We start from the raw sequence: 19731 nt of genomic DNA, 5'->3' as shown, positions 1-19731 counted from the left end.
GTCCCCGGGAGGCAGCCATGGCCGAACACCGCCGAGCACGCATCGAATTCGACCCCCGCTTCACCGTCGCCGAGGTGCCCGAGCGGCTCTTCGGCTCCTTCGTGGAGCATCTGGGCCGCTGCGTCTACACCGGGATCTACGAGCCCGGCCACCCCACCGCGAACGCCGACGGCCTCCGCGGCGACGTGCTGGACCTGGTCGCCGAACTCGGCCCGACGATGATCCGCTACCCCGGCGGCAACTTCGTCTCCGGCTACCGCTGGGAGGACGGCGTCGGCCCCAAGGAAGACCGGCCCCGCCGCCTGGACCTGGCCTGGGGCGTCACCGAGACCAACCAGTTCGGCCTCGGCGAGTTCATCAAGTTCTGCCGCACCGTCGGCGTCGAACCGAACATGGCCGTCAACCTCGGCACCCGCGGCCTTCAGGAGGCCCTCGACCTGCTCGAGTACGCCAACCACCCCGGCGGCACCCACTGGTCGGACCTGCGCCGCTCCCACGGCGACGAGGAACCCTACGGCATCCGGCTGTGGTGCCTGGGCAACGAGATGGACGGCCCCTGGCAGATCGGCCAGCGCACCGCCGCCGAGTACGGCCGCCTCGCCGACCGGACCGCCCGCGCGATGCGCATGTTCGACTCCGGGCTCGACCTGGTCGCCTGCGGCTCCTCCAGCCGCGGCATGCCCACCTTCGGCGCCTGGGAGGCCGAGGTGCTGGAGCACTCCTACGAGTCGGTCGACTACATCTCCGCGCACGCCTACTACCACCCCGTCGACGGCGACCTCGACAGCTTCATGGCCAGCGCCCAGGACATGGAGCTGTTCATCGACGGCGTCGTCGCCACCGCCGACTCGGTCGGCGCGAAACTCAAAAGCGACAAGAAGATCAACATCTCCTTCGACGAGTGGAACGTGTGGTACCAGAGCTCGGAGGGCTACGAGCCGCCCGAGCGCTGGTCCGAGGCGCCCCGCCAGCTCGAGGACCAGTACTCGGCGATGGACGCGGTCGTGTTCGGCTCGCTGCTGGTCACGCTGCTGCGCCGCTGCGACCGGGTGACGGCGGCGTGCCTGGCGCAGCTGGTCAACGTGATCGGCCCGATCATGACCGAGCCGGGCGGCCCGGCGTGGCGGCAGACGACGTTCTTCCCCTTCGCCGAGGCCAGCCGGTTCGGGCGCGGCAAGGTCCTGCGGCTCGGCGCGGCCTCGCCGTCGTTCACGACCGCCAAGTTCGGCCCCGTGGAGGCGCTCCACTCGGTGGCGGTGGCGAACGAGGACGGCTCGGTGACCGTGTTCGCGGTCAACCGCGACCTGAAGGCGCCGCTGACGCTCGAGGTCGACCCCGGCGCCATGGCCGGCATCGGCGAGGTCACGTGCTCGACGCTGACCCACGCGGACCCCGACGCGAAGAACACCCTCGAGGACCAGACCCGGGTGGCCCCGGCGGCGAACGAGACCGTGCGGGCCGCCGACGGCACGGTCACCGTCGAACTGCCCGCGATGAGCTGGAACACGATCCGCATCCACCCGAAGTAGACACCGGTCGCGGGCGGGCCCGGGCGCATCGCCCCCGCCCGCCCGCGTCCGATGCGGCTATTGGGCGAAGGTCTCGATCATGCCGTAGAGGGCCTTCGCCTTCGCGCGGTCGCCGCGGACGGCCACGGCCCCGGCGCCCAGGCGGCGCCACAGCCACATGAGGATCTCGCGCGGCGTGCCCGCGACGGTGGCCTGGGCGTCGGCGGCGACGCCGTCGCTCAGTGCGACGCCCTCGCGGCCGACCCGCAGCGTCCAGGACCGCTCCTCGGCGTCGACGGCGACGGTGAGGCCGTCGTTGGCCTCGAGGGTCTCGGCGAGCCACTGCCGGTAGGCGCGGCTGCCCCAGGCGATCATGACCGTGAGCATCTCCTCGACGGCGTCGATGCCGAACGCCGCCTCGACCGGGCCGATGTCCGCTCCGGCGGCCAGTTCGGCGTCGGCGCGGTGGACGACGGTCTCGCAGGCCATGCGCCTGATCCAGAAGCCGACGGTCTGGTCGGGCCCGTACCAGGTGAAGGCCAGGCTGTCGGGGCCGCGGTCGTCGAACTCGGTGAGCAGCTCGGCCAGGGCCGCGTCGAAACGCTCGGTGGGGCTGCCCTTGCGCGACAGCAGCTCGTCCTCGCCCGGCTCCCTGAGCAGCCGCATGCACTGGATCTTGTGGTCGTAGACCTCGGTGACGTGGTCGAGCAGCTCGGCGACGGTCCAATCAGGGCAGGTGGGCACCGGCGTGTTCGCTCCGGCGCCGGCGACGGCGGTCTTGAGTCGGGCGGCCTCGTCGATGAGGTGGGACCTGAGGGAGGAGGATTCCATGCCCGCGATCCTTCCACACCGGTGCCACACCGGCGCCGTTCAGGCGCACTGCCAGGTGAACACGGCTCGGTCGAAGCGGCCCGCGGCGAGGTCGGGTTCTTGGATGAGCCAGTAGAGCATGCCCGCGTCGCCCCACATCATGTTCGAGCCGCTGTCGGTGTCGATCTGGGCGAGCAGGAGCCACCGGTCGGGGTCGGCGTAGGCGGCCCCGCCGCCGGGCACCTCGGCGGCGGCGCCGGCGGCCTCGTACTCGACCGCGCCCTGGACCGACAGCGGGTAGCCCCCGACCTGGTGGCACACGCTGACCGAGACCTCCTCATAGACCGCGTCGTGGAAGGCGGCGTTGTCGATCGGGTGCCCCGGGCCCCGCCCCGCCTCGGCCCCGAACGCGGCGGCGATGCGGGGCCCGTCGGGTTCGGGGGCGGTCGTCACCGCCTCGGCCCGCAGCAGCTGCTGCGGGTAGGCCTTGAGCGGGCTCGGGGCGGGCCGCCGCTCGAGCGGGGCGCCGGCGGGGACGTGCAGCACGCGGGCCCCGCCCTGGGTGCCGGGCTCGAACGCCCCGGCGGTCTCGATGCCGCCGTCGATCTGCCCGTCGAAGTAGAAGAACAGCAGCCGCCCGGTCTCGGGCAGGGGGAAGCCGCCGATGCGCAGCCGCGCGCAGTCGAAAGCGGCGATGAACGTCAGCGGGCCGTGCCCGTCCCACTCGGGCCAGGCGTGGCCGACGGGCAGCTCGGGATCGCCGCCCAGTTGCGCCGCAACGGGGTCGCTCCCGGCGGCCCAGTCGAACTGGATCGCCGGCCTGAGCAGGCTCTTCCACCGCGCGGCGGCCTCGGCCGGGAGGTGCTGGTCGGCCAGCGCGGCGAGCTCCTGAGTATCCGTCATCACCGCACCGTAGCGCAATCCCGCGACCGTGTCGGCCGCTCATGCCGCACCCGGCGTGCGAGGCGAGCTGGTTCGTGACCGTTTGCGGCGATTGCCTCATCCGCGGTGCGCGCGCCAGCCGCCCGCGGCGGTGATGTCGGCGCCCTCCGGCGCGGCGGCGACGAAGCCGGTGGCCCAGGTGCCGTCGGACAGCTCGACCTTCCCCAGGCTCATCGGCGCGGGCAGGGCGGACAGGAAGCGGCCGAGCGCGGCCGGGCTCAGCAGCCAGCGTTCGCCGGGCAGGCTCGCGCCCTCGCCGGAGCGGACGACGAGCGGCTTGGACGGTTCGGTGTCCAGTTCGTACATCCGGTAGGCCGGTGCCGTGGCGACCTCGCCGGCGAATCGCGCGCCCAGGGCGGTGAGCTGCCCGTTGAGGGGCATGCCGGCCAGGTGCGCGCCGAAGACGACCAGTTCGGCCCCGGCCGGGGCGTACAGCGGCGCCTCGACGCCTTGGAGGCGGGCGGCGAGGTCGATCGCGACCTGGTCGGCGAAGGCCGGGACGATGAGGCTGACGCCGAAGCCCTTCGACCCGGCCGTGCCGGCGGGGACGGCCACGGCGGCCATGTCGAGCAGGTTCACGAAGTTGGTGTAGGTGCCCATGCGGGCGTTGGTCGCGATCGGGTCGGCCCGGACCTCGGCGATCGCCGGGTGCATCGGCGCGGTGGGCAGCAGGAGCGCGTCCAGGCCGTCCAGGGCCGCCCGGGCGGCGGCGCGGGAGCGGCGCAGCCGCTGCTGGTCGGCGGCGAGCTCGGCGCCGGTGAACTTGCCGGCGCCCCGCACGATCTCGGCCACGACCGGGTCGGCGTCCTCGGGCCAGGCGTCGAGGTGCGCGCCGAAGGCCGCGAACCGTTCGGCGACCAGCGCGCCCTCGTACAGCAGCAGCGCGGCGTCGAGGAACGGCCGGACGTCGGTCTCGACGCAGGTGACGCCGGCCGCTTCGAGTGCGGCCGCGGCCGCCTCGAACAGCGGCCGGAAGTCCGGATCGAGCGGCGCGAGGTCTTGGGGGCGCGGGACGGCCACGCGCGGCTCGGGCGGCGCGGCGAGCGGGAGCTCGGCGGGCCAGGTCCGTGAGGCGGGGTCGGTCTCGGCCGGGCCGGTCATGACCCGCATGGCCTCGACCGCGCCGGCCAGGTCGGGCGCGAAGGCGGTCACGCAGTCGTAGGAGAAGCAGGCGGGGACCACGCCGTCGACCGGCACGAGTCCGAGGCTGGCCTTGACGCCGACGATCCCGCCCAGCGCGGCGGGGACGCGGCCCGATCCGGCGGTGTCGGTGCCGAGCGCGAAGTCGACCGCGCCGAGGGCGACCAGGACGGCCGAGCCGGAGGAGGACCCGCCGGCGACCAGGGCGGGGTCGGCGGCGGACCGGACCGCGCCGTAGGGGCTGCGGGTGCCGACCAGGCCGGTGGCGAACTGGTCGAGGTTGGTCTTGCCCAGGCAGACCGCTCCGGCCGCTCGGAGCCGGGCGACGGCGGTCGCGTCGCGGTCGGGTTCGTAGGCGAACGAGGGGCACGCGGCACTCGTCGCCAGCCCGGCGACGTCGATGTTGTCCTTGGCGGCGTAGACCTTCCCGGCCAGGGGCAGGTCCGCTCCGGCGGCGCGGGCGGCGTCGAGGCGGGCGGCCTCGGCGAGCACGTCGTCCTGGTCGCGCAGGGCGATCCAGGCTTCGGGCCGGTCGATCTCGGCGATGCGGGCGTAGGCGGCCAGGGCGCGGTCGGTGGTGTTCACGGGCTGGGGTGTCTCCTTTGCTTCCAAGGCTATCGGGCGACGATGAGCAGGGGTGTGCCCGGCGCGGCCTGGTCGCCGGGCCGGGCCAGCACGCGCCGCACGGTCCCGGACACCGGTGCGGCCAGGGGCATCTCGAGTTTCATCGCCTCCAGAACCAGGACGGTCTGGCCGGCTTCGACGCGGTCGCCTTCGGCGACGGCGACGCGCCAGACGCTGGCGGCCATGGGCGCCTCCACCATGGTCTCGCCCTCGGCCAGGTCGACCGCGGCCGCGGCCGGGCCCTCCTCGGCCACGTCCCGGTCGAATTCGCCGGCCTCGGCCCAGCGCAGCCGTTCGGCTTCGAACGCCGCGGCCTGGCGGGCGGTGAACGCTTCGATGGAGGCGGCGTTGTCGGCCAGCAGGCGCCGGTAGTCGGCGTAGGCGAAGGAGCCGGGGCGGATGTCGATCTCGCGCCGCCCGGCGGCCAGTTCCCGGCGGATGTCGGCCAGTTCGTCCTCGGCGACGGGCTCGAAGACGACGCGGTCGAAGAACCGCAGGAGCCAGGGCAGGCCGCCGTGGAACGAGGCGAGGTTCCGCAGCCCGGCCCAGATGGGGGCGGTGCGGCCGACGAGCTGGTAGCCGCCCGGGGAGTCCATGCCGTAGATGCACATATAGGACCCTCCGATGCCGACGGTGCCTTCGGCGGTCCAGGTGCGGGCGGGGTTGTACTTGGTGGTGACCAGGCGGTGGCGGGGATCGACGGGGACGGCGGCGGGCGCGCCGAGGTAGACGTCGCCCAGGCCCAGGACGAGCCATTCGGCGGCGGTGGCGATCCGGGCGACGTCCTCGGTCGAGTCCAGGCCGTTGATGCGGCGGATGAACTCGATGTTGGACGGGTTGTAGAGCGCGTCGTCGCGGACGTTGGTGGTGTAGCGGGCGATGGCCTCGTCGACCACGGCGTCGTTCCAACAGATCGGCAGGCGCACCTGCCTGGAGGGCACGACCATGTCGTCGATGACCGGCAGCTCGGCCTCGAGTTCGACCAGGAGGCCGGTGAGGGCGCGGATCGGCAGCACGTCGGGGTCGACGTGCAGGTGCAGGGACCGCACGCCCGGTGTGGTGTCGACGAGCCCTGCGGGCGCGGCCTCGGCGAGGGCGTCCATGAGGGCGCCGATGCGCATCCGCAGCCCCACATCGAGGCGCATGGGCCCGTATTCGACCAGGACGGCGTCGTCGCCGGCGCGGCGGTAGGCGACGGCGGGCCGGTCTGGGCCGGCTTCGATGCGGGCGAGGGTGGCGTCGTCGTCGGCCGCGCCCGCCAGGAGGGCGGGCGCGGCGAGGGGTGCGGCGCGGAGCCGGTCGGCCTCGGTCTGGTCGACCGGCGCGAAGGTGACGGTGTCGCCGGGGCGCAGCTGCCCGAGTTTCCACCGGTCGGCGGTGGTGACGGTGAAGGGGCAGGCGAAGCCGCCGAGGCTGGGCCCGTCGGGGCCCAGCAGGGCGGGGGTGTCGCCGGTGAAGTTGACGGTGCCGACCGAGTAGGGGTTGTCGTGGAGGTTGGAGGGGTGCAGGCCCGCTTCTCCCCCGTCGGTGCGGGCCCAGGCGGGGCGGGGCCCGTCGAGGCGGACGCCGGAGCGTCCGGCGTGGACTTGGACGGTCCATGCCGCGTCGTAGAGGGCGGCCATGTCCGCTCGGGTGAAGTAGTGCGGGGCGGGCTGGGGCCCGGGGGTGACGGTGAGGGTCCATTCGTGGCCGAAGCTCGGGCGGGCGGCGACCGGCACCGGTGCGGCGGCGGCGCCGGTGGCCGGGGCCGGGAGGAGGCGGTCGCCGGATCGCAGCTGGTCGCCGGTGTAGCCGCCGATCCGCGCCGGCGGGAAGGTCGCGGCCGAGCCGAGGAAGGTCGGGACGTCGAGGCCGCCTTGGAAGAGGAGGTAGGTGCGGGCGCCGGCGTCGCCGATCTGGCCGATCGCGAGTTCGCCGCCGGCGGGGACGGTGAGGGGGACCCATTGCTCGACCGTCTCGCCGTCGAGGGTGACCGGTGCGGGGGCGCCGGTGACGCAGACGACGGCGGGGGCGCTGAACCGCAGGGTGGGGCCGGTGATGGTGCATTCGAGGCCGGGGGAGCCCTCGTCGTTGCCGAGGGCGCGGTTGCCCAGGCGGAACGAGTAGTCGTCCATCGGGCCCGAGGGCGGGATGCCGACCTGCCAGTGGCCGATGCGGCCGGGCCAGTCCTGGACGGTGGTCAGCACGCCTGGTGCGATGACGTCGATGCGCGGCGAGTCGTCGGCGATGTCGGCGATGGTGGCGGTGGTGTGTTCGCAGGCGGCGACGCGCCGGTCGCGGGCGGCGGCGGCCAGCTGCCCGAGGTTGGTGTGGACGCCTTCGATCCTGGTCTGGCCCAAGGCTTCGGCGAGGGCGGCCCAGGCGGCTTCGCGGTCCTCGCCCGCGGTGATGATCTTGGCGAGCATCGGGTCGTAGGCGGACGGGACCGTCACGCCGCGTTCGATCCAGGTGTCCACTCGGGCCGATGCGGGCAGGTCGGCGCAGGTGAGCAGTCCGGCGCTGGGGAGGTGGCCGCGGGCGGGGTCTTCGGCGTAGACGCGGGCCTCGACCGCGCAGCCGGTGGGCGGCGGCCCGGCGTCGGGGACGCCGTCGAGGAGGCCGGTGTCGCCGGCGGCGTGGCGGATCATCCACTCGACCAGGTCGATGCCGAGGATCCGCTCGGTCACCGGGTGCTCGACTTGGAGGCGGGTGTTGAACTCCAGGAAGGACGCCTCGCCGCGGTCGGCGTCGTAGATGAACTCGACGGTCCCGGCCGAGCGGTAGGCCGCGGAGGCGGCCAGGGCGCGGGCCGAGGCGTGCATGGCCGCTCGGACGGGACCGGGCAGGGCGGGCGCGGGGGCCTCTTCGATGACTTTCTGGTGGCGCCGCTGGAGGGTGCAGTCGCGGTCGGCGAGGCTGACGACGCGGCCGGCGCCGTCGCCGAAGACCTGGACTTCGATGTGGCGGGCGCGGCGTACGTACCGTTCGAGGTAGACCGCGTCGTCGCCGAAGTTGTCGGCGGCCAGGCGCCTGACCGAGGCGAAGACGTCGGCGAGCTCGGCGGCGTCGGCCGCGACGCGCATGCCGATGCCGCCGCCGCCGGCCGAGGCCTTGACGATGACGGGGTAGCCGATCGATGCGGCCGCCTCGGTGGCCTGGTCGAGGTCGGTGAGCGCCGCGGTGCCGGCCGCGAGCGCAACGCCCGCTTCGGTGGCGGCGGCCCGCGCGGCCACCTTGTCGCCGAACAGTTCCAGCTGCTCGGGGGTCGGGCCGATGAACACCAGTCCGGCTGCTGCGCAGCGGCGGGCGAACTCGGCGTTCTCGGCGAGGAAGCCGTAGCCGGGGTGGACGGCCTGCGCGCCGGTGTCCTTGGCGGCCGACAGGATCGCATCGACGTTCAGGTACGACTCGGCCGGTGCGGCCGGGCCGATGCACACGGCCTCGTCGGCGTCCTTGACGTGCAGGGAGGCGGCGTCGGCCTCGGAGTAGACGGCGACGGTCTCGATGCCGAGCCGGTGGGCGGTGCCGGTGATCCGCCGGGAGATCTCGCCGCGGTTGGCGATGAGGATGCGGTCGAACACGGATGGCTCTCGCTTTCAGGGGTGTCAGGGCCGGACGGCGCCGGCGAGGCGCGCCCACGACAGGGCCGCCTCGGCGCGGGCGACCACGATGGACCGGGAGGTTTCGATGTGGCCGGTGAGGATCGCCGTCGCCTCCTCGTAGCGTCCGTCGAGGGCGCCTTCGGCGATGGCGATGTGCTCGGCGATGGTGGAGGCCATGCGCTCGTCGGTGAAGTAGTCGAACATGCGCGCGGGCCGGATGCGGTTGTTGACGGCCTTGAGCGCTTCGGCCAGCTGCGGGTTGCCCGCAGCGGCCAGGAGGGTGACGTGGTAGCGCTCGTCGGCGTCGACGAAGCCGGCGTCGGGGCCCGGCGGGGCCTTGCGCAGGGCGTACCAGCGGTCGAGCTCGGGCCCGAGCAGGTCGCGGTCGTGCGCGGTTCCCGGGTCGGCGGCGGCGCGGGCCAGGCCGCGCAATTCGAGGGTGAGCCGGACTTCGTAGAGGTCGTTGAGCTGGTCGATGCGGGGCCGGTAGGGGTAGAGGCCGTCGCTTTCGCGGGCGACCAGGCCGTCGGCGGCCAATCGGCTGAGCGCCTCGCGCACCGGGGTGCGCGAGACGCCGTAGTTCCCGGCGAGCCGCTCCTCGCCGAGCCTGCGGCCCGGCTCGTACCGTCCGGCCATGAGGTCGGTGCGCAGCGCCATGTAGACGCGGGCGGCGAGCGGCTCGCCGGTCGGGGCCAGCGGCGAGAAGGCGTCGCTCATATGGCCATGGCCTCCCTGACTCGGGCCTCGGCTCCGGTGCCGGTCTCGCCTTCGGAGGCGATGCGGCCCGAGCGGAGCACGTAGTAGCGGCTCGCGGCCTGGAGGGCGAAGCCGAGATGCTGTTCGACCAGGAGGACCGACAGGCCGCCGCGGGCGGCGAGGGCGACGATCGTGGACTCGATCTCGGCGACGACGGTGGGCTGGATGCCCTCGGTGGGTTCGTCGAGGATGAGCAGGCGCGGCTCGCCGATGAGGGCGCGGGCGATCGCCAGCTGCTGGCGCTGTCCGCCCGACAGGAGCCCGGCCTGGCGGGTCAGGAGGCCGCGCAGGGCCGGGAACAGGTCGAGCTGCTCGTCGATGAGGGCCTTGCCCCGTTTGCGGCCGTCGGCGACCAGGCGGAGGTTCTCGGCGCAGGTCAGGTGCGCGAAGCACTGCTGGCCTTGGGGGACGTAGGCCATGCCCGAGCGGACGCGCCGGTTCGCGGGACGGCCGGTGACGTCGGTCCAGTTCCCGGCGGCGTCGGCGAACTCGATCGTGCCGCGCCCCATGGCCGGGATGAGGCCGACGACGGCTCTGAGCAGGGTGGTCTTCCCGGCCCCGTTGTGGCCCATGACGGCGACGACCTCGTCGACCCCGACGTCGAGGTCGATGCCGTGGACGACGGCGGAGCGGCCGTAGCCGCACGTGAGCTCACGCAGCCGCAGCATCGACGGCCTCCTCGCGCTCGGCGGCCCCGAGGTAGACCTCCTGGACCTTCGGGTCGGCCGAGACCTCGTCGACCGATCCGGCCGCGAGGACCGCGCCGCCGTGGAGGACGGTCACACGGGAGGCGTTGGCGCGCATGAAGTCCATGTCGTGCTCGACCACGGCCACGGCCCGCTCGGCGGCGATGTCGTGGAGGAGCCTGCCGGTGGTCTCGCGTTCGGCCTGGCCCATGCCTGCGATCGGTTCGTCGAGCAGGAGGACGTCGGCGTCGCCGACCAGGAGCATCCCGATCTCGAGCCACTGCTTCTGGCCGTGGGCGAGCGTCCCCGCCGCCGCGCCGGCGCGCTCGGCCAGGCCGATGCGCTCCATGGTGTCGGCGACGGCGGCCGGGAGCGAGGTGCGGCGGCGCAGCAGGGTCCACGGCGAGCGGGCGGCCCCGGCGGCGATGTCGAGGTTCTGCGCGACGGTGAGGTTCTCGAAGACCGCGGCGGTCTGGAAGGTCCGGCCCACGCCGGCGCGGGCGATGTGGTGGACCTTCTTGCCGCGCAGCTCCCGGCCGTCCTTGACGACCGAGCCGGTGTACTTGACCAGGCCGGTGACGGCGTCGACGAGGGTGGTCTTCCCGGCGCCGTTGGGGCCGATGAGGAAGTGGACCTCGCCGCGGCGCAAGGTCAGGTCGACGCCGTCGACGGCGGTGAAACCGTCGAAGTCGACGCGAATATCGGTGCAGCTCAAAGCGATAGCGTTCATGTGGTCGCCTCCACGGCTTCGGGGCGGTGCTTGACTCGGATGCGCCCGGCCACAGCCGGGATCGAGGCGATCCCGCCCGGGAGCAGGGCGATGACGCAGACGAACAGGAGCCCTTGGGCGTAGGTCCACGCCGAAGGGAACTGCTCGGACAGGGCGGTCTGGGCGAAGGCGACGGCCAGCGCGCCGACGACCGGGCCGATCAGGGTGCCCCGGCCGCCGATGGCCACGCCGAGCAGGAACATGATCGAGGGGACGATGCCGATGCTGGCCGGGGAGATGATCCCGACCACCGGCACGAACAGGGCCCCGGCGATCGAGGCGAACAGGGCCGCTACGGCATAGGCGACGACTTTGACGCCCGCGGCGTCGTAGCCGAGGAAGCGGACGCGCTCTTCGGCGTCGCGGACGGCCACCAGCAGCTCGCCGTACCGGGAGCGACGCAGTTGCAGTGAGGCGGCGACGACGACCAGGAGCGCCGCGGCGGTGATGAAGTACAGCATCCGCTGGTTGACCGGGTCGTTGAGCGTGAACCCGAAGAAGTAGCGGAAGTAGCTCAGGCCGTTGAAGCCGCCGAGGCTCTGCTGCCCGATCAGGAAGATCGCGAAGGCCCCGGCGAGCGCCTGGGACAGGATCGCGAAGTAGGCGCCCTTGACGCGGCGCTTGAACACGGCCAGGCCGAGCAGGACGGCCAGGCCGGTGGGCAGCAGCACGATCGCGGCGATGGTGAACACCGGGGAGGCGAACGGCACCCAGTAGGCGGGCAGCTCGCGCACCCCGGCGAGCTCCATGAAGTCGGGCACGGCCCCGGGCCCGCCCCGGAACTCGGCGTCGGCCATCTTGAGGTGCATGGCCATCAGGTAGGCGCCCATCCCGAAGAACACGCCCTGCCCGAGCGTGAGCATGCCGCCCCTCCCCCACGCCAGACCGATGCCGACGGCGACGATCGCATAGCAGATGAACTGCGCGAACAGGCCGAGCCGGAAACCCGACAGCAGCAGCGGCGCCAGACCGAACAGGACGGCCGCGGCGGCGGCGAACCCGGACCAGACGCCGAGCCGGGACTCCCAGAACTTGCTCATGCCAGGCTCCTTGTCCGCAACGTGAACAGCCCCTGGGGGCGCAGTTGCAAGAAGACGACGATGACGACGAAGACGCCGACCTTCGCCAGCGACGCGGTCGAGTAGGTCTCGAAGACCGACTGGAGCGCCCCGAGCGCGACGGCGGCGACCACCGCGCCCTTGATGCGGCCCAGGCCTCCGGCGACGACGACGAGGAACGCGTCGACCAGATAGGACTGCCCGGTGGTGGGGCTGGTCGACCCGATGAGCGTCAGGGCGACACCGGCGACGCCGGCGAGGCCCGAGCCGATGAAGAACGTCCCCGCGTCCACCGCCCGCGAGGAGATCCCGGCCGTCTCGGCCAGGTCCCGGTTGCCGACCACGGCCCTGATGCGCCGCCCCGCGGGAGTGAACCGCAGGACCAGCGCGAGGGCGGCGACGGCGACGACGGCCAAGGCCATGATGAACAGGCGCGTCTTCGGCACCGTCGTGCCCAGGATCTCGACGCCGCCGCGCAGGAACTGCGGGACGGTCACGTTGACCGCCGGGGCCCCGAAGACGTCCCGCGCCACCTGCTGGAGGATCAATCCGACACCGAAGGTCACCAGCAGCGTGTCCAAGGGCCGGTGGTAGAGGCGGCGGATGAGCAGGACCTCCAGGATCAGGCCCATCGCGCCGCCGACGGCGAAACCGATCGGGAGGGCGATCAGCAGGGAGACGCCGGCGCCGCCGACGACCTGCTGGGTGACGTACGCGGTGTAGCAGCCGGCCATGATGAATTCGCCGTGCGCCATGTTGACGACGCCCATCTGCCCGAACGTGAGCGACAGGCCCAGCGCGGCGAGCAGCAGGATCGAACCGGTGCTCAACCCGGTGAACAGCTGTCCGACGAGGATGTCCACGAGTCGGTCTCCTTCCCGATCGGCCGGCTATTCGGCGACGGCCAGATCGGCGGCCCACTCGTAGCCGTCGAGGAACGGGTCGGGTTCGATGGGCCCCTCCGATTCCCACACGGTGTAGAGCAGCCCGTCCGAGCGGATCTCGCCGATCCTGGCGGTCTTGGACACGTGGTTGTTCTCCCCGTCGATGACGACGGTGCCCTCGGGGCCCTCGAAGGAGACGCCGCCGGCGGCCTCCTGGACGTCGTCGACGGCGAACGAGGCGGCCTTCTCGACCGTGGCGGCCCACAGGTGGACGGCGTTGTAGGCGGCCTCCATGGGGTCGGAGGTGACGCGGTCGGCACCGTACTCGGCCTTGAACGCCTCGACGAACGCGGCGTTGGCCTCGGACTCGACGGTCTGGTAGTAGTTCCAGGCGGCGAGTTGGCCGACGATGTTCTCCACGCCGATGCCGCCGACCTCCTCTTCGGCGATGGACACGCTCATGACCGGCATCTGCTCGGCGGTGAGGCCGACGTTGGCGTACTCGCGGAAGAAGGCCACATTGGAGTCGCCGTTGAGGGTGTTGAAGACCGCGTCGGCCCCGGCGGCCGAGACCTGGTTGACGATGGTGGAGAACTCGGTGGAGCCGAGCGGGACGTAGTCCTCGCCGAGGATCTCGATGCCGTGCGCCTCGGCGTAGGCGTTGATGATCGCATTCGCGGTGCGCGGGAAGACGTAGTCGGACCCGACCAGGTACAGCGACTCGACACCGGTCTCGGCGAGGTAGTCGAGAGCGGGGATGATCTGCTGGTTGGTGGTCGCGCCGGTGTAGAAGATGTTCTCCGAGGCTTCGAGGCCCTCGTACTGGACCGGGTAGTACAGCAGCGAGTCGTAGTCCTCGAAGACCGGCAGCATGGCCTTGCGGGAAGCGGAGGTCCAACCGCCGAAGACCGCGGCGACGCAGTCCTCGCGGATGAGCTTCTCGGCCTTCTCGGCGAAGACGACCGGCTCGGAGGCGCCGTCCTCGTCGATGACCTCGATCTGCTTGCCGAGGACGCCGCCTGCGGCGTTGATCTGATCGGCGGCGAGGAGGATCGCGTCCAAGACGGTGGTCTCGGAGATCGCCATGGTGCCGGACTGCGAGTTGAGGGCACCGACCTTGACGGTGTCGCCGGAGGTGTCCAGGCAGGGCTCGAAGGCGTCGGTCTCCTCGCCGGCGCGGGCACCGCACGCGGCAGCCGCGCCGGCGGTGACGATGAGGGCCGCTGTGGCGGCGATCGCGCGGGCGGCGCGGCGTGGGCGATGTTCGGGGCGGTGTGGCATGCGGGCTCGACCTTTCGCAGAGGAGTGCCCCGCCGGCGGGACGGCGGGGTCTGCATGGGACACCGCCGCAGGCAGCGGCGGTGCACAGGTGCGTATACAACGGCGTATCCGCGTTGCGTACACGCTAGGTTCGCGATGTTTCACCCCAATGCCCGTTGCGCACAGGCCGATGAACTGTGGTTTCCAGGCCGTAAAAAAGCCCGCACGACCACTGGCCGTGCGGGTGCGTGGACGATTCGCCTCAGTTCGGGGCCCGCAGCCGGAGCACGCCCGCCCACAGCCGCACCGCGACCACCGCGAGCGCACTGAAGGACACCATGTACAGTCCCCATCCGAGATCGGGCGTCAAGAGCAGGAGCACCGTCCGGCTCGGCGCGATGCTCGGCACCGCCACGCCCGCGACATAGGCCACGGCCAGACCGCCGAGCGTCCAAGCCGCCATGCCGACGGCGGTGCGCCACCGCGGCGCCGGACGGCGCTCGCCGCGGCGGAGCCGCCGCAGCGTGAGGGCCACGACGGCCACGGCGGCGGCCGTCAGCGCGACGAGCAGGCCGAGGAGCGAGGGGTAGAGCCAGTCGCCTCCCGGGTCGGTCGCCTCACCGCCCGCGAGGAGGCGGACCGCGTCGAACATGGCGCCGATCAAGGGGCCGTCCTGGAAGTAGCCGTAGGCGTTCTGGGCCATCACCAGCGCCCGGTCGAGCTCGGGCAGCAGGATCACGCTGGCGCTGTAGCCGGGGGTGGCACCGACGTGCCAGACCGTCGACGTGTCCAGACCGTCGTGGCGCGAGTTGGCGTACCAACCGAGTCCGTAGGAGCTGGTCTCGGAGATCTCCGCCGCGCCGGTGTGCATCTGCTCGACCGAGGCCGCTTCCAGTACCGGCGATCCGCCGCCGAGGTGCGCCATCGCGAAGTGGGCGAGATCGGTGACCGTGCCGCCGAGGTACCCGTAGCTCGGTCCGGTCGGGTCGAAGCGGGCGTCGATGGCGACGGTCTGCCCGAAGACGTAGGTGTGGCCGTCGGGAACCGACTCGGCGTCTTCGGCGGTGGCGACCGCGCCGTCCATGCCGAGCGGGTCGAGGACGGCCTCGCGCAGGTACTGCTCGTACGGCTGCCCGCTGACGGCTTGGACGATCGCGCCGAGGACGAGGTAGTTGGCGCTGGCGTATTCGAAGGTCTCACCGGGCTCGGCGAAGGGTTCGGCATCGGCGAGGTCGGCGACGGCCTCGCCGTAGGGGTCCTCGCGCTCCTCGAAGCGGTCGGTGACACCGGTGCCCTCGGGGATGCCGCTGGTCTGCTCCAGCAGGTGGCGCACGGTGATGCGCGCCGAGTGGTCCTCGTCGGCGAGCCGGAAGCCCGGCAGGTAGACGGCGACCGGCTCGTCGAGGCCGACCCTGCCGTCCTCCACGAGGGTCATGACGGCGGTGGCGGTCACGGGCTTGGCGACCGAGCCCCACAGGAACGGAGTGGACTCGGTGACCGCTTCGCCGTCGCCGTCCTCGCCCCAGGCGGCGGTGTGCTCGATGCCGTCCGGGGAGACGACGGCGTAGGCGGCGCCGGGAACGCCGTTGGACGCCAACCGCTCGGCGAGGTAGTCGTCGACGGCCGCATACGGGGCCGCGGCCGCCTCTTGGGCGTGTGCGGGAGTCGCCGCCGCAGCGATGCAGGCGAGTACGGCGGCACAGGTGAGTGCGGTGGTTCGCATGGTTTCCTCAGGGTGTTCAAGGGACGACCATAACCATATGGTCGTATGGTTTCAAGATAACCATACACGTATATGATTATTGAATGCCAAGGACCGCAGACCACGACCTCCGCCGCACCCAGATCGCCGAAGCCGCACACCGCCTCATCGCCCACACCGGACTCGACACGGCCACGATGGCGGCCGTCGCACGCGAAGCCGGCTTCTCCGTCGGCCTGGTACAGCACTACTTCCCCTCCAAAGACGAACTGCTGCTGTTCGTCTACCGGCGCACGACCGAAGGCCAACTCGAACGCGTCATGCGCCTGGTGGCCGAAGGCGAGGCGGCGAAGCAGACGATCGCCGACATCATGCTCACCGGCCTCCAAGAACTCTGGCCGCTCGACGACCGACGCCGCGCCGAATACCGCATCGGCCGAGCCTTCCACGCCCGCTCACTCGACAGCCCGACCGTCGCATCAGTCGCCCGCAAGACGGCCGCGAACCTGCGCGCCCAGATCGCCCGAGCAGTGGGCAACGGCAAACACTGCGGCGAAGTCGACCTCACCGCCGACCCCGAGACCGCGGCAGTCGGCCTCTCGGCACTGGTGAACGGCCTTGCCGACCAGCTCTACCACGACCCTGGACGGCCACTCGCCACCACCGCCGCAGACCTCCTCCGAGACGGCCTGGCACAGGTCTTCACCGGCGAATGCCACCACCACGACCCCGACTGGACCGACCCGGTCAAAACCGATTGACCGACTCGCCAGCACCAGAGCACGATCGGGCCATGAACGACCGCCCCTTCGACCTCTCCCCCACCGCCCGCACCCGAGCAGCACTGCTCGGCCACACCGGCACACGCTGGCTCGACGACCTGGAAGGCATCATCGCCGAACTCACCGAGCGGTGGTCGATCACCCTCGGACCGGCGTTCCCGGGAGCCAACGAAGGCTATGTGGCCCCCGCGACAACCGCCGACGGCCAAGCCGCCGTTCTGAAAGTCGCCATGCCGATGCCGTGGCGCGAATGGCACGGCGCCGCGATCGAACGGGCCGAAGGCCGAGGGTACGTGCGACTCCTCGCCGCCGACCCGCCCCAAGACGCGATGCTCATGGAGGCGCTCGGCCCCGCACTCGACGACCACGGCTGGCCGGTCGAGCGCATGCTCGCGACCCTGTGCGCCACGCTCCGGGAAGCGTGGACCCTGCCGATCGAATCCGCACCCCACGACGGCCGACAGAAGGCCCACGGACTGGCCGAACTCATCGAACGACTCTGGCGGGAACTCGACCGGCCCTGCCCCGCCGCGGTCGTCGACCACGCCAGGCGCCTCGCCGACCGCCGAGCCGCGGCGCACCGCGACGACCACTGCGTGCACGTCCACGGCGACCCCCACCCCGGCAACGCCCTCCGAGCCCCCGCCGACCGGCCCGGAGCCGCATCCGGCTTCGTGTTCATCGACCCCGACGGCTTCGCCGCCGAACCCGCCTACGACCTCGGCGTCATACTCCGCGACTGGGACAAGGAACTCGCAAGCGGCGACGCACCGTCACTGGCCCGCCGCTACTGCGCACTGCTCGCCGAGCACACCGGAGCAGATCCCGAAGCGATCTGGGAGTGGGGATTCCTCGAGCGGGTGGCGACGGGCCTCTACGTCCTCGAACACGGCCTCGACTGGGGCCACGAGAAACTCGACGTCGCCGCCCGACTCCTGTGAGGTCAGACGAACAGGCCCAATGACAGCGAGCCGGCTGACAGCGAGAAGAACACGAAGGTGAAGACGCTTTGCGGCGGCCAGAACCTCGTGAAGAAGTGGGTGTAGATCGCGCACGTCCAGAACAGCACCAACCCGATCGAGGCGGCCAAGCCGATCCAGGGCACCCCCAGCAGGCCGAGGACCAGACCGAGTCCTCCCAGGGCCTTGAACGTCCCGATGGGGAACACCGCCCACGAGTGCGGTATGCCCGCACCGTCGAACAGCGGAAAGATGAACCGGACCCTGAGCATCGTGAGGATGCCCGAGCCGAGGTTGAACACAGCGGCGATGGCGACGATGACGGTGTACAGCGTGGACATGGGATCTCCAGATCAGTGAGCGACGGGTCAGTAGGCGACGGTGACATAGCGGCCGAAAGACCGCTCGTCACCGATCGCGCGGAGCATGAAGTGGGCGGCGTCGGCGCGGCCGAGCCGAAACGCGCGAGGCAGACTCACGCCGTAGGCCACCTGGTAGACACCGGTCAGCGGCTTATCGAGCAGGTAGGGCACACGGACCGAGGTCCAGTCGAGGCCACTGTCGGCGAGGATCTGCTCCGCCAGGGCCGCATCGGGCATGTGCCCACCGAGAACCCTCCTGGCCAGCGGCAGCGTGATCAGGTTCATGATCGCCCCCGCACCGGGCTCGCGCCTCGACGGCTTCGGACGGATCGGCGTGGCGACGGTGGAAAGACCGACCCCGGTGATGGCCAGAACGCGGCGCACGCCGGCGGCTCGCACCGCCTCCACCAGGGCGGCGGTGCCTCGGGAGACGATGCCGAACTCGGCCTGACCGCGCGGCCCGAGCCCGGACAGGACGGCGTCGGCGCCCTCGACCGCCGAGCGCAGCGCGCCGGGATCGGGGCGGCCCATGTCGACGGCGACGACGCGGACGTCGGCGTCGACCTTGGCGGGATCGCGGACGGCGGCGGTGACCTCGTGGCCGGCTTCGAGGGCCTGGGCGAGCACGGCACTGCCGATCCCACCCGTCGCGGCGATGACGGTGAGTTTCATGGTCTTCCTTGTGCGATTGAGGCGCGGTCAGCGCAGGCGGGAAAGCTTGGCGGGATTGGTGACGGCGTAGACGCCCAGGACACGGTCGCCCTCGGCGGTGAGGTCGAGCAGAAGGACGCCGACGACCTCCCCGTCGCGGACGAGCAACGCCGCCGGGGCGCCGTTGACGATCCGGTAGTCGATTTCGAGGCCATCGGACCGCGGGAACGTGCGCTTGGCCAGCAGACGGGCGACGCGATCAGGGCCGTGGACGGGCCTGGGCCCGGCCGCCGGGGCCTTGCCGCCGCCGTCGCACGTCAAGGACACCTCCGGCGAGAGCAGGCGCAGCAGCGCCTCCATGTCGCCACCGCCGACGGCGGACATGAACCGCTCGGTGACCTCCCGGTGGACCCGCGGATCCACCCGGTAGCGCGGCCGTCTCGAGTGGACATGGGAGCGGGCGCGGTGGGCCAGCTGCCTGACCGCGGCCGGAGTCCGCTCGAGCATCTCGGCGATCTCCCTCTGCCCGAACCCGAAAACCTCCCCGAGCACGAACACGGCGCGCTCGGCCGGTGTCAGGGACTCGAGCACGACGAGCAGCGCCATGGAGACGGACTCGGACAAGAGCACGCGCTCGGCCCCGTCGGCCGCCGTATTGCCGGTCGAGGGGCCGCCGGGCAGCGGCTCGGGCAACCATGGACCGATATAGGTCTCGCGCCGCCGTTTGACGTCGCGCTGCCGCGCGATCGCGGCGTTGACGGCGACGCGCACGAGGTAGGCGCGCGGGTGGCCGATCGGTTCGCCGCGCGAGCGGGCCTCCCACGACAGCCAGGTCTCCTGGAGCACGTCCTCGGTGTCGGCGACGGTCCCGAGCATGTTGTAGACGATCGCGAACAGCAGCTCGCGGTGCTCGGTGAACACGTCGGTCGCCGAGCGATGCTGCGAATCGGGTGCCACTGGCTCCTCCTGGATCGACGGTTTCGATGGTCGCCGATCTGAGAGTGTGCCGGGGCCGTCGCTGTGACGCCCGGTTCGGGATTGTGGCCGGTCTCTCATCGGTGAGGTGACCGGTGATTAATAACTCTTGGCCGATATATATCAGTGATTTCAGAACGTGGTGGCCTGGTTCGAGGACGCCTCTGAGCACGGGGAGCCTGGTGCTCGGCCAGTACAGGTGTGTGCCGGGCATCGGCGCGATCACTTGGGCCTCACGCGATCCGGTGCTGTCGATGATCTCGCTGCGCAGCCCCTGGCAGG

17 protein-coding genes are annotated in these 19731 nt (G+C 71.9%); 3 read left to right on the top strand and 14 right to left on the bottom strand.

Annotated features, from left to right (window positions below; all coding sequences use genetic code 11):
• Positions 1–17 precede the first annotated feature (17 nt).
• Positions 18–1529, top strand: coding sequence for an arabinosylfuranosidase ArfA (gene arfA, locus YWW_RS0120715; RefSeq protein WP_026931602.1), 1512 nt, complete (start codon positions 18–20; stop codon positions 1527–1529).
• A 57-nt stretch (positions 1530–1586) separates the two neighbouring features.
• On the opposite strand, the gene YWW_RS31975 is transcribed toward arfA, so the two are convergent.
• The 11 genes from YWW_RS31975 to YWW_RS0120655 form a co-directional block, all read right to left on the bottom strand.
• Positions 1587–2339 carry a maleylpyruvate isomerase family mycothiol-dependent enzyme gene (locus tag YWW_RS31975; protein ID WP_051326115.1) on the bottom strand — a complete coding sequence of 251 codons (753 nt, stop codon included), beginning with the start codon at positions 2337–2339 and terminating at the stop codon, positions 1587–1589.
• A 39-nt stretch (positions 2340–2378) separates the two neighbouring features.
• Positions 2379–3221 carry a YwqG family protein gene (locus YWW_RS0120705; RefSeq protein ID WP_026931601.1) on the bottom strand — a complete coding sequence of 281 codons (843 nt, stop codon included), beginning with the start codon at positions 3219–3221 and terminating at the stop codon, positions 2379–2381.
• A 96-nt stretch (positions 3222–3317) separates the two neighbouring features.
• Positions 3318–4985, bottom strand: coding sequence for an allophanate hydrolase (gene atzF / locus YWW_RS0120700; RefSeq protein WP_026931600.1), 1668 nt, complete (start codon positions 4983–4985; stop codon positions 3318–3320).
• 29 nt (positions 4986–5014) lie between these two features.
• Positions 5015–8584 (bottom strand): urea carboxylase, encoded by a 3570-nt coding sequence (gene uca / locus YWW_RS0120695; RefSeq protein ID WP_026931599.1) that lies wholly within the window; start codon positions 8582–8584, stop codon positions 5015–5017.
• Positions 8585–8608: 24 nt separating this feature from the next.
• On the bottom strand, positions 8609–9322 hold the full coding sequence (locus YWW_RS0120690; protein ID WP_035699737.1) for a GntR family transcriptional regulator: 714 nt from the start codon (positions 9320–9322) through the stop codon (positions 8609–8611).
• Positions 9319–10029 carry an ATP-binding cassette domain-containing protein gene (locus YWW_RS0120680; RefSeq protein WP_026931597.1) on the bottom strand — a complete coding sequence of 237 codons (711 nt, stop codon included), beginning with the start codon at positions 10027–10029 and terminating at the stop codon, positions 9319–9321. Before YWW_RS0120680 ends, YWW_RS0120690 begins: the two co-directional genes overlap by 4 nt.
• Complete coding sequence (gene urtD, locus YWW_RS0120675; RefSeq protein ID WP_026931596.1) at positions 10013–10777, bottom strand: urea ABC transporter ATP-binding protein UrtD; 765 nt, start codon at positions 10775–10777, stop codon at positions 10013–10015. Before urtD ends, YWW_RS0120680 begins: the two co-directional genes overlap by 17 nt.
• Positions 10774–11856 (bottom strand): urea ABC transporter permease subunit UrtC, encoded by a 1083-nt coding sequence (gene urtC / locus YWW_RS0120670; RefSeq protein WP_026931595.1) that lies wholly within the window; start codon positions 11854–11856, stop codon positions 10774–10776. Before urtC ends, urtD begins: the two co-directional genes overlap by 4 nt.
• The gene (gene urtB / locus YWW_RS0120665) at positions 11853–12737 is read right to left on the bottom strand and encodes an urea ABC transporter permease subunit UrtB (RefSeq protein WP_026931594.1); all 885 of its coding nucleotides are present in this window, start codon (positions 12735–12737) and stop codon (positions 11853–11855) included. The genes urtC and urtB overlap by 4 nt, the downstream gene beginning before the upstream one ends.
• 27 nt (positions 12738–12764) lie before the next feature.
• Positions 12765–14039 (bottom strand): urea ABC transporter substrate-binding protein, encoded by a 1275-nt coding sequence (urtA, locus tag YWW_RS0120660; RefSeq protein ID WP_026931593.1) that lies wholly within the window; start codon positions 14037–14039, stop codon positions 12765–12767.
• Between the two features lie 241 nt (positions 14040–14280).
• Positions 14281–15741 carry a serine hydrolase domain-containing protein gene (locus tag YWW_RS0120655; RefSeq protein WP_026931592.1) on the bottom strand — a complete coding sequence of 487 codons (1461 nt, stop codon included), beginning with the start codon at positions 15739–15741 and terminating at the stop codon, positions 14281–14283.
• Positions 15742–15824: 83 nt separating this feature from the next.
• Here YWW_RS0120655 and YWW_RS31970 point away from each other — a divergent pair, with 83 nt between their 5' ends.
• Both YWW_RS31970 and YWW_RS31965 read left to right on the top strand, forming a co-directional pair.
• Positions 15825–16481 (top strand): TetR/AcrR family transcriptional regulator, encoded by a 657-nt coding sequence (locus YWW_RS31970; protein WP_051326114.1) that lies wholly within the window; start codon positions 15825–15827, stop codon positions 16479–16481.
• Positions 16482–16513: 32 nt separating this feature from the next.
• The gene (locus YWW_RS31965) at positions 16514–17443 is read left to right on the top strand and encodes an aminoglycoside phosphotransferase family protein (RefSeq protein ID WP_051326113.1); all 930 of its coding nucleotides are present in this window, start codon (positions 16514–16516) and stop codon (positions 17441–17443) included.
• A gap of 2 nt (positions 17444–17445) precedes the next feature.
• Here the strand turns inward: YWW_RS31965 and YWW_RS31960 are convergent, their stop codons facing one another.
• Genes YWW_RS31960 through sigJ form a run of 3 tightly spaced genes read right to left on the bottom strand, consistent with a single transcriptional unit; the run spans position 17446 to position 19431 of the window.
• On the bottom strand, positions 17446–17802 hold the full coding sequence (locus YWW_RS31960; protein ID WP_035699743.1) for a DoxX family protein: 357 nt from the start codon (positions 17800–17802) through the stop codon (positions 17446–17448).
• 27 nt (positions 17803–17829) lie between these two features.
• A complete protein-coding gene (locus YWW_RS0120635) occupies positions 17830–18495 on the bottom strand; it encodes an NAD(P)-dependent oxidoreductase (protein ID WP_026931591.1) in 666 nt (221 codons plus the stop codon).
• 27 nt (positions 18496–18522) lie between these two features.
• Positions 18523–19431: an RNA polymerase sigma factor SigJ gene (gene sigJ / locus YWW_RS0120630; protein ID WP_026931590.1), complete on the bottom strand. Its 909-nt coding sequence runs from the start codon at positions 19429–19431 to the stop codon at positions 18523–18525.
• Between the last annotated feature and the right edge of the window lie 300 nt (positions 19432–19731).

The organism is Glycomyces tenuis DSM 44171, assembly GCF_000427885.1.
In the GTDB taxonomy this organism is placed as follows: domain Bacteria; phylum Actinomycetota; class Actinomycetes; order Mycobacteriales; family Micromonosporaceae; genus Glycomyces; species Glycomyces tenuis.
Note: the sequence above shows the minus strand (reverse complement) of the source record. Positions and strands in the feature narration are given on the sequence as shown.

Excerpts from the sequence above, each read along its gene's own strand:
- arfA (WP_026931602.1), top strand. The coding sequence starts at position 18 with ATGGCCGAACACCGCCGAGCACGCATCGAATTCGACCCCCGCTTCACC.
- YWW_RS31975 (WP_051326115.1), bottom strand. The coding sequence starts at position 2,339 with ATGGAATCCTCCTCCCTCAGGTCCCACCTCATCGACGAGGCCGCCCGA.
- YWW_RS0120705 (WP_026931601.1), bottom strand. The coding sequence starts at position 3,221 with ATGACGGATACTCAGGAGCTCGCCGCGCTGGCCGACCAGCACCTCCCG.
- YWW_RS0120690 (WP_035699737.1), bottom strand. The coding sequence starts at position 9,322 with ATGAGCGACGCCTTCTCGCCGCTGGCCCCGACCGGCGAGCCGCTCGCC.
- YWW_RS0120680 (WP_026931597.1), bottom strand. The coding sequence starts at position 10,029 with ATGCTGCGGCTGCGTGAGCTCACGTGCGGCTACGGCCGCTCCGCCGTC.
- urtD (WP_026931596.1), bottom strand. The coding sequence starts at position 10,777 with ATGAACGCTATCGCTTTGAGCTGCACCGATATTCGCGTCGACTTCGAC.
- urtC (WP_026931595.1), bottom strand. The coding sequence starts at position 11,856 with ATGAGCAAGTTCTGGGAGTCCCGGCTCGGCGTCTGGTCCGGGTTCGCC.
- urtA (WP_026931593.1), bottom strand. The coding sequence starts at position 14,039 with ATGCCACACCGCCCCGAACATCGCCCACGCCGCGCCGCCCGCGCGATC.
- YWW_RS0120655 (WP_026931592.1), bottom strand. The coding sequence starts at position 15,741 with ATGCGAACCACCGCACTCACCTGTGCCGCCGTACTCGCCTGCATCGCT.
- YWW_RS31970 (WP_051326114.1), top strand. The coding sequence starts at position 15,825 with ATGCCAAGGACCGCAGACCACGACCTCCGCCGCACCCAGATCGCCGAA.
- YWW_RS31965 (WP_051326113.1), top strand. The coding sequence starts at position 16,514 with ATGAACGACCGCCCCTTCGACCTCTCCCCCACCGCCCGCACCCGAGCA.
- YWW_RS31960 (WP_035699743.1), bottom strand. The coding sequence starts at position 17,802 with ATGTCCACGCTGTACACCGTCATCGTCGCCATCGCCGCTGTGTTCAAC.
- YWW_RS0120635 (WP_026931591.1), bottom strand. The coding sequence starts at position 18,495 with ATGAAACTCACCGTCATCGCCGCGACGGGTGGGATCGGCAGTGCCGTG.